This is a genomic window from Actinomyces procaprae (genome assembly GCF_004798665.1).
In the GTDB taxonomy this organism is placed as follows: Bacteria; Actinomycetota; Actinomycetes; order Actinomycetales; family Actinomycetaceae; genus Actinomyces; species Actinomyces procaprae.
In genome coordinates this window covers 3,189,194-3,202,377 of sequence record NZ_CP039292.1, presented here as the reverse complement: position 1 = coordinate 3,202,377, position 13,184 = coordinate 3,189,194, and the positions used below count along the sequence as shown (strand labels likewise).

Sequence of the window (13,184 nt, the reverse complement as noted above, 5' to 3'; positions counted from 1 at the left end):
CACACACTGCCACCCGACCGCTCACGCAACAGGACCTAGTAATTTCGATTTTTTCGAACTGCTGCTACGATTGCCGCATGGCTGCCACAGCTGCGCAGATGCAGACGACCCTGCCGCCCGAGGACCTTGAGGCGATGCTGGATCTGTCCCGCTTTCTGGGGCAGGTTGCGGAACCGGCTGCGCTCGTCGGGCCGGACGGCCAGACCGTAGGTCTCCCGGCGGAGGTACATCGGGTGCTTATGGACGTCGTGCACGCCATGTCTCAGGGCAGGGCGATCACGGTGGCGCCGGTGGATCAGGTACTGACGACCCAGGAGGCTGCGGATTTCCTCGGTATCAGCCGCCCCACCCTGGTCAAGCTTCTGGAGTCCGGCCGGATCCCTTACGAGCGTCCCGCGGCGGGTAGGCACCGCCGGGTCCGGCTCGCAGACATCGTCGCGTACCAACAGCAGTCCGCTCAGGAACGCAGCGGCACTCTGGATGCCATGACGCGTGAGGCCGTCGACCTCGGCCTGTACGAGGATACTGCCGCTGACTACACGGCTGCTCTGCGTCGCGCGCGCAAGGGATGAAGCGGCCGTGGCGCGTTTCTCTGCGATGCTGGACGCCTGTGTACTCGTCCCTGTGACGCTAGCCGACACACTGCTGAGGATCGCCGAAGCCGGCCTCTATCGTGCTCTATGGAGCGCACAAATACTTGATGAGACAGTGCGAGCGATCGAGGGTGTCCATCCTGACCTACCGGTCGGCGCCGCTCGACTCCGCGCCGCAGCTATGGACACCGCCTTTCCCGACGCTTGCGTGACCGGGTGGGAGCACCTCGTGGCTGCAATCGACCTTCCCGATCCTGACGACCGGCACGTCGTCGCGGCGGCCGTTACCGGGCGTGCAGATGTGATTGTGACGGCGAACCTCAAGGACTATCCGGCCGACGTGCTCGCGCCGTACGATCTTGAGGTCCAAAGTCCCGATGTTTTCCTCCTTCATCAACTTGATCTGGAGCCGGCCAACGTGATGACCGCGCTGAGTCGCCAGGCGCGTTCTACGCGCAAGCCTCCGTGGACGCTCAATGAGTTGATAGATCATCTTGCCCGCTGCGGCGTTCCGGAATTCGCGCAGGCTGCGAGGGCGCAGAGGTGGCGGACGGTGTTTCCGCCATGATCCAAGCCTCACTCCAACCGTTGTGACGCGTGCCCGACCCCTGCCAGCAACGGGCTGGCCTGGCCGGACCAGGAGATGGCCAGTTGGTCGCGGGCGCGCGTGGCGGCCACGTACAGCAGTGAGCGCTCGCGCAGCAGGGCGTCGTCGTGGTCGGCCTCGGAGTACTCCTGCTCCCGCAGGGACCGGGGGATCGCCTCCACGGACACGTCGAAGAGCAGCACCTTGCGGAACTCCAGCCCCTTGGCGCGGTGCATGGTCATGACCACCGGCCGGCCCCGGCCGACCGCCTCCCGGTCCACCGGGCGCACCTCCACGCCCCGGTGCGCCAGGCCGGTGACCGCGTTGTCCCGCTGGTAGCGGTCGCGCACCAGGATGGCGATGGACTCCGGGGCGCCCGTCCCCGCGGCGCGGTCCTCCTCAAGCCACAGGCTCAGCAGTGCCGCGGCGTCGTCGAGTTCGGCGGCGCCGCTTCTGCCCGGCAGCGCCGCCGCGCCCGACCAGCTCGATGGTTTGGTGTACGACGGCGGTCACGGCGGCGAGGGCGCCGTCCCGCGGCGTGGCGAGGAGGATCGGCTCGACGAGTCATTCTGCTGATGACGTGCGTGCAGAGGCGCTTCGTGGCCGGGTGTCGGACGACGGTCCAGAGGATGTCAATGGCGAACGCGATGGGCTCGCTCGCACAGGGGTGTCCGAGCATATACGCAACCAAGGTGGTAAGCAGGTGCGTGACCAGGGCAATGAGGAGGTGACGGTGGATGGTGGAGAGCAGGCTCTCAGGCAATGATGTACTCACGCATGAGTGGTGGTCGGACTGCCCCCACTGCCGTGTTTCCGCGCCAACGCGGGAATCCCAGCGGATCGCACCCCGGACAGCTCAGGTCGCGGTTAAGTGCGAGGCAACCAGCATTCGTGCTCGGATGCTGGCGGGCGACTTCGGCTGCGAGGCTGACGATGTCGGCGGTATGCGGCAAACTTGTGCCTGAGACCGGGACGCGAAGGAGGACCCCGTGGCCACAGTCCGTGTGGATGTCGCGCCCGACCTGCTGCGCTGGGCCGTCAGGCGGGCCCGCTGGGACGAGGAGACCGTCCGCCGTCGTGCCCCCAAGTTCTACGACTGGATTGACGGCACCAGGCGCCCCACTCTCAAGCAGGTGGAGAAGTTCGCTTCTGACACCCACACGCCCTTCGGGATGCTTTTCCTGCCCACGCCGCCGGTCGAGGAGATCCCTATCCCGGACATGCGGACCATTCGCGACGCCGGAGTCCGCGAGCCGTCCGCCGACCTGCTGGAGACGATCTACCTGTGTCAAAGGCGCCAGGACTGGTACCGCGACGATGCTCTGGAGCTGGGCGCTTCCCCGCTCAACTTCGTGGACTCCGTGACGCTGGCGACACCGGCGGATGATGTCGCCGCCCGCATAAGGGATGTGCTCTGCCTGGATGAGCTGGACGTCTCTAACTCGGCCGCCGCTATGACGGACCTCATAAAGCGTGTTGAGGCCATTGGGGTCCTGGTCATGGTCAGTGGGATCGTCGGTGCGAACACGCACCGCGGGCTTGACCCGGAGGAGTTCCGGGGATTCGCCCTAGCTGATGACATCGCTCCCCTCGTCTTCGTCAACGGCGCCGATACGAAGGCCGCGCAGATCTTCACTCTCGTCCATGAGCTTGCCCACCTGTGGCTGGGGCGCAGCGCGCTTTCCGATGCCACCACAGGTGTTGCGAAAGGGATGAAAGAGGAAGAACGCTGGTGTAACCAGGTTGCTGCGGAGGTGCTGGTCCCCCTTGACTCGCTCCGTGAGGAGTGGGCAGGAAGCTACGGTGAGCACGAACTGGAGCGACTGGCCGCCCGCTACAAGGTCAGCACTCTTGTGGTGCTTGCCAGGCTCCGAGAAGTTGGGAGGCTGACCTGGGACGAGTTCATGTCCCGGTACGACGCCGAACGCATGCGGGTCATGGAACTGAAGCAGTCCAGTCGTAGCAGCGGTGCGGGTGGGGAGTACTACAACACTCAGTTGCGGCGTCTGGGGCGCCCCTTCACCCGGGCGGTGGTCTCCTCAACCCTTGAGGGGCGGACTACGTACCGGGATGCCTACCGGATGCTGGGGACAGCGACGCAGTCGACCTTCGAGGGACTGGCGGAGAACGTGCTACAAGCTTGATGCACCATTCGGCTCACGCGGCGGAGCACGGGCGCCCATCTCGACCTGCGCCGCCCGGAGTCATGACCTCGGGTGAGCGGTCGGCGCGGACAACAGTTCGACCGCCTGCTGGAGCGCCTCGCGTTCGTGTCGGAGGCGGGTGCGACACTGTCCCGTGGCGCCCGACCTCGGCGCCGCCCCGACGATGAGAACGAGGAACCCGTGACCAAAGAGACCGAGCGCGCCGAGCTCCACCGGACGATCTGGAAGGTCGCCAACGAGCTGCGCGGAGGCGTGGACGGCTGGGACTTCAAGGCCTACGTCCTGGGCTTCCTCTTCTACCGGTTCATCTCCGAGAACCTCACCGAGTACATCAACGCAGGTGAGCATGAGGCTGGTGACCTGGACTTCGACTACGCCGTACTGGGTGACTCCGAGGTACGTGAGGCGCGCGACGGCATCATCAACGAGAAGGGCTTCTTCATTGCCCCTTCGGAACTGTTCGGCAACGTGCGTGAGCGGGCACCGCACGATGAGAACCTCAACGAGACGCTGTCTAGGATCTTCAAGAACATCGAGCTCTCCGCATTTGGCACCGGGGCCGAGTCGGACCTGCGTGGGTTGTTCGACGACGTCGACGTCAACTCCAACAAGCTCGGCTCAACGGTTGCCCAGCGCAACGAGAAGCTGGTGCGGATCATCAATGCCGTCGGCGACCTAGACCTGTCATACGGCGACTCGACCATCGACACGTTTGGGGACGCCTACGAGTACCTGATGACCATGTACGCGTCTCAAGGAGGTAAAGGTGGTGGTGAGTTCTTCACTCCGCAGGAGGTCAGCGAGGTGCTGGCGCGCATCGCCGTGGCCGGCAAAACGAGCGTGGACCGGGTGTATGACCCGGCGTGCGGCTCAGGCTCGCTTCTTCTCCAGTTTGCGAAGGTGCTCGGCAAGGAGAACGTCCGCGGCGGGTTCTTCGGCCAGGAGATCAACCTGACCACCTACAACCTATGCCGCATCAACATGTTCCTGCATGACATCAACTTTGCGGACTTCAACATCGCGCACGGGGACACATTGCAGCATCCAGCGCACTGGGATAACAAGCCATTCGAGGCGATCGTCTCCAATCCGCCGTATTCGACGCACTGGATCGGCAAGGACGACCCAACTCTCATCAATGACCCGCGCTTTGCCCCCGCGGGCGTCCTGGCTCCGAAGTCGAAGGCCGACCTGGCCTTCACCATGCACATGCTGTCCTGGCTAGACGTCAAGGGCACGGCGGCGATCGTCGAGTTCCCGGGTGTGCTGTACCGGGGCGGGGCGGAGCAGAAGATCCGCAAGTACCTGGTCAAGAACAACTACGTAGAGGCGGTCATCCAGTTGCCGCCCGACCTGTTCTTCGGCACGACGATCGGCACCTGCATCATCGTGCTCAAGAAGTCGAAGACCACGAACGATGTCTTCTTCCTCGACGCCTCCGACCAGTTCGTCCGCACCGGCAACAAGAACCATCTCGCCGCCGAGCACCGCGACTTCATTGTCGACGCCGTGGCGAAGCGTGAGGTGGCGGCGCACCGCTCCGCTGTGGTAAGCGCTGAGGAGCTTGCCGAGAACGGCTACAACCTCTCGGTGTCGGCCTACGTGGAGGCAGAAGATACGCGCGAGGAGGTAGATATCGCGGCGCTGAACGCTGAGATCGCGCGCATCGTGGCGCGCCAAGCCGAGCTGCGTGCCAGCATCGACGCGATCGTCGCCGACCTGGAAGGGGACGCCAAGTGAGCCGCATCGACGACTTGGTCAAGGAACTGTGCCCGGGTGGCGTGGAATACCGTGCTCTTGGGGATGTGGCTGAGTTGAGGCGTGGGACGGCTGCGACAAGGAAGACCATGGTGCCTGGAGACATTCCTGTCGTAGCGGGTGGGATGAAGCCAGCATACTATTGTGACACCCCAAACCGAGAACGTGGGGTCATCGTAGTTGCCGGATCGGGAGCTTATGCCGGCTACGTCTCCTACTGGGATCGGCCAATCTTTGTATCTGACGCGTTCTCTATTGAGGTAAATGATGCGATAGTCGTCGGAAGATTCTGTTTTCATGTATTGCGTAGGATGCAAGATGACCTTCACAGAATGAAGCGTGGCGGTGGCGTCCCTCATGTGTACCCTAAGGATGTGGCAAGAATTGAGATTCCGGTGCCGCCGCTTGCGGTGCAGCGTGAAATTGTGAGAATATTGGATCAGTTCACCCAGCTGGAGGCGGAGCTGGAGGCGGAGCTGGAGGCCCGTAGGGATCAGTATGCCTACTTTCGAGACGTGCTGATTTGGGGTAGTTGTACTGAGGACAGGTTAGTTCGCATCGGCGAGTTGGGGTCACTTGTGCGCGGTCGTCGGTTTACTCGAAATGACCTGCAGCATGAGGGTTTGCCGGCGATTCACTATGGTGAGCTTTATACGACGTACGGGGTTCGTGCGTCAGAGTCTGTTTCGCGGGTACGTCCGGAGATTTCTGCGTCGCTCCGCTTTGCTGTGCCGGGAGACGTAATCGTCGCCGCTGTTGGCGAGACTGTAGCCGATGTGGGAATTGGAGTCGCGTGGCTGGGGGGTGAGCCGGTTGCCTACCATGACGATTCCTTCGCGTTGAAACACGATCAGGATCCGCGTTTTATTTCTTACGTGCTACGAACCTCAGGGTATCATACTCAAAAGGAAAAGTATGTGTCGCGGGCAAAGGTTAAGCGATTATCCGCCAAAGGACTCGGGCAGATCAAGATTCCGGTCCCTCCGCTCGAAGAACAGCGTCGTATCGCGGACATCCTCGATCAGTTCGACGCCCTTGTCAACGACCTGAACTCTGGCCTGCCTGCGGAGATCGCGGCACGGCGCAAGCAGTACGAGTACTACCGGGACAAGCTCTTGGCCTTCCCGGAGAAGGGTGCGGCAGCATGACCATCCGCGAAGCCCGCGCCGTACGCATTGAGCCCGTCATCCTGACCGACGAGTCCACCGTCGTCGGCGCCTACGAGCCGAGCGAGCGCACCAGCAAGGCGTACCAGTCCGAAGCGGACCTCGAACGCGCCTTCATCGCCCAGCTCCAGGACCAGGCGTACGAGTACATACAGTTCAGCCCCGATAACGCCGAGGCCGAACTTATCGCGAATCTCCGCACACAACTCGAAACACTCAATGACTACCGCTTCACCGATGCCGAGTGGAAGCGCTTCTTCGAACACTCCATTCTCACCACCGGAGGCGCGCTCGACGTCGTCGAGAAGACCCAGCGCATCCAGGAGGACCACGTCCAGGTCCTCACCCGGGACAACGGCGAGTCCAAGAACATCCGCCTCATCGACAAACAGCACATCCACAACAACCGGCTGCAAGTCACCAACCAATACGTCGCCACCAACGCTGCGCGCTCCAACCGCTACGACGTCACCATCCTGGTCAACGGGCTCCCGCTCGTCCACGTCGAGCTCAAACGACGCGGCGTCGACATCCGCGAGGCCTTCAACCAGATCAGACGCTACCAGCGCGACTCCTTCTGGTCCGGAGCGGGCCTGTTCGGCTACGTCCAGATCTTCATCATCTCCAACGGCACCTACACCAAGTACTACGCCAACACCACCCGACAGGACCACGTCACCGAGAACCGCGGCACCCAGCGGCAGGTTAAGGCCGCAACATCGGACGCATACGAGTTCACCTCTTGGTGGACCGACGCCGCCAACCGGCGCATCACCGACCTCGTCGACTTCACCCGCACCTTCCTGTCCAAGCACACGCTGCTCGCCGTCCTGACCCGCTACTGCGTCTTCACCGTCGCCGACGCCCTCGCCGACCGCAAGCTCCTGGTGATGCGGCCCTACCAGATCGCCGCCACCGAGGCGATCCTCCAGCGCATCAACACCTCCACCAACGCCCGTCAAACTGGCACCCTCGACGCCGGCGGATACATCTGGCACACCACCGGCAGCGGCAAGACCCTCACCTCCTTCAAAACCGCCAAACTCGCCGCCGGAATGGAGGAGATCGACAAGGTCATCTTCGTCGTCGACCGCAAAGACCTCGACCACCAGACCATCAAGGAATACAACCGCTTCGCCGAGGGCACCGTCTCCGCCAACCAGTCCACCACCCAGCTGACAGCCCAGATCAACGACCCCACGGTCAAGATCATCGTCACCACGATACAGAAGCTTTCCACCTTCGTTGGGCGCAACCGTAAGCACGCCGTCTACACGGGACACGTCGTACTCATCTTCGACGAATGCCACCGCAGCCAGTTCGGTGACATGCACACCGCCATCACCAAGGCCTTCCGCAACTACCACCTCTTCGGATTCACCGGCACACCCATATTCGCCGAGAACGCCGGCTCCAGCGGCAACGTACAACTGCGCACCACCGCCCAAGCATTCGGCGACCAGCTCCACTCCTACACGATCGTCGACGCCATCGGCGACAAGAACGTCCTGCCCTTCCGCATCGACTACATCGACACCGTGCACAGCCGCGACGACGTCGTCGACGCGGAAGTCAGTGCCATCGACACCGAGCGGGCGCTCCTCGCCCCGGGGAGGATCGCGCAGGTAGTCACCTACATCCGTGAGCACTTCAACCAGAAGACCCGACGCAACCGGACCTACACGCTCGGACAACAACGCCTGGCCGGCTTCAACTCACTGCTCGCTACCGCCTCCATCCCCGCCGCGCGCGCCTACTACCAGGAGTTCGCCCGCCAGCAGCAGGGACTGCCAAGCGACCAGCGGCTCAGCGTCGGCATCATCTACTCCTACGCCGCCAACGCCGAGGCACCCGGCGACTCGCTCGCCGAGGAATCCACCGACCCCACCACGCTGCCTGCCGACGACCGGGCCTTCCTCGACGCCGCCATCGCTGACTACAACCAGCAGTTCGGAACCAGCTACGACACCAGCGCCTCGGGCTTCGAGGGCTACTACGAAGACATCTCCGCCCGCCTGACCAAGCGGCAGATCGACCTGGTCATCGTCGTCAACATGTTCCTCACCGGCTTCGACTCCAAGACCCTCAACACCCTGTGGGTCGACAAATCACTGCGCACTCACGGCCTCATCCAGGCCTTCTCCCGCACCAACCGCATCCTCAACGCCGTCAAGAGCTACGGCAATATCGTCTGCTTCCGCAACCTTCAGGCCGAGACCGACGCCGCCATCGCCCTGTTCGGCAACAAGAACGCCTCCGGCACCATCCTCCTGCGGTCTTACCGCGAGTACCTGGAAGAGTTCGCCGCCAAGGTCGCGCAGCTACGCAGCGATTGGCAGCCCGGCGAGGTGATCACCTCCGAGGAGGCTCAAAAGGAGTTCGTGACGCTGTTCGGCCAGATCCTCCGGCTGCGGAACATCCTCGTTTCCTTTGACGAGTTCGCTGAGGACAACATGGGAGGCCTCAACGACGCCGACCTCGCCGACTACACCAGCATGTACCTGGAGATCCACGCCCAGATGCGCGCGGCGGCCGAGGCGGAGAAGGAAGTCGTCAACGAGGACCTCGTCTTCGAGATCGAACTCATCAAGCAGGTAGAGGTCGGGGTCGACTACATCCTGCGGCTCGTGGAGGACAAGCGCACCCAGCGGGGCGACGGCGAGGACAGGGAGATCCCCGTGGAGATCAAGCGTGCCATCGCCTCCAGCCCAACCCTCCACTCCAAGCGGGACCTCATCGAGGACTTCGTCCGGTCCGTGTCCAGCAACGGTGCAGTCGACGAGCAGTGGAAGGCGTTCATCGCGGCGCGGATGGCGGCCGAGCTGGCTGCCATCGTCACTGCCGAAGGGCTGCGTGCGGCAGAAACCGAGGAGTTCGTCGGCGCCGCCCTGCGTAGTGGAGTTGTCCCAACCGAGGGCACCGCGATCACCCGGCTACTCCCGCGCGTCTCCCGATTCCGCAAGGCCGCAGCCGGCCAGAGCCGCGGCGAGCGCAAGGCGCGCGTCGTCGAGGCGCTGACGGCGTACGTGGAGAGGTTCGGGGACCTTTCACCCAGATGGGCGTAAACAAACGGTTGCGTAAAGCTATACCCGGGCTAATTCTGCCTCGGCTTAGTCGAGTGTCTCCGGATGACGGTATCGGCGTTCACATAATTGCGCGACAATGAGCTAGCGATAAATTCGGGCGAATAATTGTCGGAACTAATAAGCTCGCGAATCAATGTCATGACATTACGCCTGAGTGCCTCGAAGTTGTCTCTTGTTATTACACGAGTTCCGCGGGGCAGTCGAGTATCTTCCCTGCACCTGTGCGACGGGTGGAAAAGTACCGGAACGACGTCCGCCGTTTCGCCATATATATCGCGCGCCCAAATAACGGAGTGTGCGAGCTGCGCAGCTTCTCTTTTGGTTATTCGTTGATCGCTGCGGTCTACCTCGGTTTTCAGTTCGATTACTACTAGTTGCCCGTTTGACTGCACCCACAGGTTGTCCGGACCACCGTTGTGGTCTTCTTTCTCTGGCCGAGTGGAGGCGAATCCCAGAAGCGAACCTAGTTCCCGTATTTGGGCTTCTGCTTTGCTTGAGGAACCTTTTACACCCCACGCAACACCATCGAAGACTGTGTCAACAATAAGTTCGAGGTTGCGCCTATCGAAGTTCGAAAGATAACTCGCCATTTCTTCGGCCTGTGGTATGGGGCGTGGAAGGCGAGACTTCAACTGCGCTGCGGATCTCCTTGGCTTGAGTACGGTGCTGTTATGTCGCCTGGCTGCCTCGAGAGTATCCTGGGCGTCGGAGGGACTAATCATGTGCTCATATGTTGCAAGTTCTTCGAGGTACCAACAGCTCTCCTTGTGGTCACTGATTCCGTCGATTGCGGGGCGCAACGTTTTGATTGCACCGGTAATATCGCTGTTCTTGATGAGATCAAACGCCTTGCGTCTGCATGCTGCTAATTCGGATACACGATCAAATTGATCGTAGGTCACTTGAGCAGTTGCCTCCAGGCTTAATTCTGTCCAATCTTGTTGTCGTCGTAAGAATGAGTCTAGCAGTTCTGAAATCGAAGACATATCCTCACCCTTTATCTCATTCGCGACTCGTGCGCTCAGTTCGATTTGGGCACGAGTAGCTGGTGAGAACTGAGCTATCTGGGCAGGGTCATTGAGTGCAAGTGCGGCTTCGCTCGTAAGTACGAGCACGGCGCAGTAATCACTGACATCTCGAGTCCCGCGCCCCATTCCCTGCTCAAGCTTGCTCACTATTCTTCCGCGGTAGGTGGCGGAGCCCTCGAGCGCTTCTGCCGCGCGCCGCTCGTAGGGAGTGGAGGGAGTGGGGACACCGTCAATTACCAACATGCGGCATGCGTTGCCAGGCAGGTCAATTCCATCGTACTTATTGACCAAGACGACGACTCCGAGATGCTCACCAGCCTTCATTCTGTCGATACACGGGTTCATATCGCTGACATGAAGTATCTCGTCCGCGACCCCCGACCATGTCTCTGCTACACGGTCACTCGGCACGAGAACAACGGCGTTGATGGCGTTCAGAGGGTCGGGTCCGTTTCCGTGTCTGTCCCCATCGGCGAAGCGGCGGACCAATTGTTGAACCGATTCGAGTGAGAAGTTTGAATTAATCAAACGCGGGGCGAGAATGATGCGGTCACCGAGGTCAGACGCTCGTTTAGGAGTGATGGGTGTCGCGACAGATTCTGGATCTGCTCCGAGTTCTGTTACTAGCAGACTCTCGTCCTGCAGTGTTGCGCTGAGGTAGATGCGCCGTTTCGCGTTATCAAATCCGAGTAGCATTTCGGTGTCCGGGCACGGTGGTCGGATTTCTATAGACTCGGAGGTGACGGTGATAGTTGAGTACTGCAAATGATCGGCGACCAGAGGCCATCGAAAATACAGTTCTGCGGGATCATTTGGGCTTGTCGCATACGGATGCATGACGCTGATAACATCGTTCGCTCTCGTCGCGACCGCCCAGAACGGGACAGCTATGGGTCCTCCAGGTTCCCCGCTGACTATGTCTTGGTATGCCTTTGGTCTTTGTAGCTCCAGATCTTTTGCAAATAGCTTGAGGAGTTTGTCAAACGCCTCATGTGTTGACGGTATTTCCGCCGAAAACTGCGCCTCTGAAGTATGTATAGCGGTATGTGCATCGTCGATCACAATGGTCCCAAGTGGGGTCTTCCCCGGCCTTATGCTACGTACGCCGAATATGCTGCGAGCGTTGAATAGTTTATGGAAAGTTGTAACAAGGATGGCTTTAGAGGCTAAGAAGTCCAGGTCGTCTTCGCTGGTTGTGACTAGTATTCCGGCGTCGCGTGCTTCACTCACGACCTGTTTGATTAGGTACTTGTTAGGCACCAAGAATGCGGCAGGCCCAACTTGCTCGTGTAGGCTAGACAGGGCAACCAATAGGCCTGTCAGTGTCTTTCCGGAACCTGTATTGAGCTTGATAACGAGATCTTTTGTGTTCCTGCGGCGGAACCACTCGTCTAGCACCTCTGTCTGCTCAGGTCGTAGCCGATCCCATGTGCGTTGCCCTAAGGAGCTATAGATTTCTCTCGGCTCAATTAGCGGTGCACTTGCGCTTGCGCGTATGCGGTTCCACTGGATGGGCATCGGTCTACCTTTCTGGTTCTCATGGAATGTAACTGATGTCAGAGCTTAGCTGTGTTGCGGATTCTGTGTGGGCGTGTCGTGCGTCCTTTCGGTCGTATGTCGTTTGTCGTGCGGTGGCGGCGGATCACCAGCCGACGCACTGCCTCCTGATCCAGCGAGCCGTCCGCATGGACCGCCGTCGGCTCCAGCAGGCGAATCAGCTCCGCGAAGGACTTCGGGTCCCCGTTGTGAGGCGTGGCGGAGGCCAGGATCAGGGCGTCCGTCTGGCGGGCCAGGATGTCCGCCAGACGGTTGTTGAGCGTGCCCTTGTTAGTGACGTTGTGTGACTCGTCGATGACCACCGCATCCCAGCGCTGCTTGCGCAGGTGGTTGAGGTAGCGGTCGGACTTGAGGGTGTCGATGGAGATGATCGCTCGGTGATAGACGGAGAACGGGTTGCGGGTGGCCGGGATGGTGCGCCGCACCCGCTGAATGCCAACCGAGTCCAGGCGCACGAAGGGCAGGGCGAAGCGCGACCACATCTCATGCTGCATCTGCTCCAGCACGTGACGGGGCGTGACGATCAGAATCCGGTCCCCACGGCCGCGGCGCACCAGCTCCGCCAGGATCATGCCGATCTCCAGGGTCTTGCCCAGGCCCACCGTGTCCGCCAGCAGAATGCGCGGGCGCAGGTTGGCCGGGTCCAGCGCCTGCCGGACGGCCGTGAGCTGGTAGGGGAGCGGGTCGGCCAGCATGTCGCCCACCACCGACAGCTCCGTCGAGCCGGCCGGCAGCGCCGTCTTGCGCAGCGTCGCCTCCAGCCACAGGCGCGAGAGCCGATGCCGGGTGGAGGTATCCGCCACCACCCGGGTGCGGCGCGGGTCCACGGGCTCGATGCGGTCGATCCCGGCGGAGAACTGGGCGGTGACGTCCTGCACCAGCTCCGACGGCCCCTGCACCGTCACCAGGGTGCCGTCGGAGTTCGTGGAGACCTGGGTGACCAGCCAGTCCTCGTCGCGCACCCGCACCACCGAGCCCGGGGCGACGTCGAGTGACGGCGGGGGAGTAGAGGCGGGCGGGGCGGTGGCGGGGGAAGGGGCGGCGCTGGCGGGAGCGGTGACGGGCAAGGAAACGTCGGCGGAAGAAGCGTCCGAGCGGGCGGTGCCGGTGGGGGAGACGGTTGCCGCGGAAGGCGCGGGAGTGGAGACCGCGCTCGCTGCGGTTGGGTCGGAGGGGGTGGCCGTGGTCACGGGGATGATCCTAAAGACTGCGTCGGTATACGGAGTGGCCGACGAGCGGGAGACA

8 protein-coding genes and 1 pseudogene are annotated in these 13,184 nt (G+C 61.8%); 6 read left to right on the top strand and 3 right to left on the bottom strand.

What is annotated here, in order from left to right:
• The first annotated feature begins 77 nt into the window (after nucleotides 1-77).
• Together E4J16_RS13095 and E4J16_RS13090 are read left to right on the top strand one after the other, a co-directional pair.
• Nucleotides 78-572, top strand: coding sequence for a helix-turn-helix domain-containing protein (locus tag E4J16_RS13095; RefSeq protein ID WP_108965671.1), 495 nt, complete (start codon nucleotides 78-80; stop codon nucleotides 570-572).
• 25 nt (nucleotides 573-597) lie between these two features.
• Nucleotides 598-1,161, top strand: coding sequence for a PIN domain-containing protein (locus E4J16_RS13090; protein WP_240038476.1), 564 nt, complete (start codon nucleotides 598-600; stop codon nucleotides 1,159-1,161).
• A gap of 8 nt (nucleotides 1,162-1,169) precedes the next feature.
• On the opposite strand, the pseudogene E4J16_RS13085 reads toward E4J16_RS13090, so the two are convergent.
• A pseudogene (locus tag E4J16_RS13085) lies at nucleotides 1,170-1,679 on the bottom strand (3'-5' exonuclease); the annotation flags it as partial.
• A gap of 489 nt (nucleotides 1,680-2,168) precedes the next feature.
• On the opposite strand from E4J16_RS13085, the gene E4J16_RS13075 reads away from it, so the two are divergent.
• From E4J16_RS13075 to E4J16_RS13060, 4 genes are all read left to right on the top strand, one after another.
• Nucleotides 2,169-3,323 carry an ImmA/IrrE family metallo-endopeptidase gene (locus E4J16_RS13075; protein WP_136314245.1) on the top strand — a complete coding sequence of 385 codons (1,155 nt, stop codon included), beginning with the start codon at nucleotides 2,169-2,171 and terminating at the stop codon, nucleotides 3,321-3,323.
• A 201-nt stretch (nucleotides 3,324-3,524) separates the two neighbouring features.
• The gene (locus E4J16_RS13070; RefSeq protein WP_136314244.1) at nucleotides 3,525-5,084 is read left to right on the top strand and encodes a type I restriction-modification system subunit M; all 1,560 of its coding nucleotides are present in this window, start codon (nucleotides 3,525-3,527) and stop codon (nucleotides 5,082-5,084) included.
• Nucleotides 5,081-6,250, top strand: coding sequence for a restriction endonuclease subunit S (locus E4J16_RS13065; protein ID WP_136314243.1), 1,170 nt, complete (start codon nucleotides 5,081-5,083; stop codon nucleotides 6,248-6,250). The genes E4J16_RS13070 and E4J16_RS13065 overlap by 4 nt, the downstream gene beginning before the upstream one ends.
• Nucleotides 6,247-9,333 (top strand): type I restriction endonuclease subunit R, encoded by a 3,087-nt coding sequence (locus E4J16_RS13060; RefSeq protein WP_136314242.1) that lies wholly within the window; start codon nucleotides 6,247-6,249, stop codon nucleotides 9,331-9,333. Before E4J16_RS13065 ends, E4J16_RS13060 begins: the two co-directional genes overlap by 4 nt.
• A 29-nt stretch (nucleotides 9,334-9,362) precedes the next feature.
• On the opposite strand, the gene E4J16_RS13055 is transcribed toward E4J16_RS13060, so the two are convergent.
• Together E4J16_RS13055 and E4J16_RS13050 are read right to left on the bottom strand one after the other, a co-directional pair.
• Complete coding sequence (locus tag E4J16_RS13055) at nucleotides 9,363-11,900, bottom strand: DEAD/DEAH box helicase (protein WP_136314241.1); 2,538 nt, start codon at nucleotides 11,898-11,900, stop codon at nucleotides 9,363-9,365.
• A 38-nt stretch (nucleotides 11,901-11,938) separates the two neighbouring features.
• Nucleotides 11,939-13,129, bottom strand: coding sequence for a DEAD/DEAH box helicase (locus E4J16_RS13050; RefSeq protein ID WP_240038151.1), 1,191 nt, complete (start codon nucleotides 13,127-13,129; stop codon nucleotides 11,939-11,941).
• Between the last annotated feature and the right edge of the window lie 55 nt (nucleotides 13,130-13,184).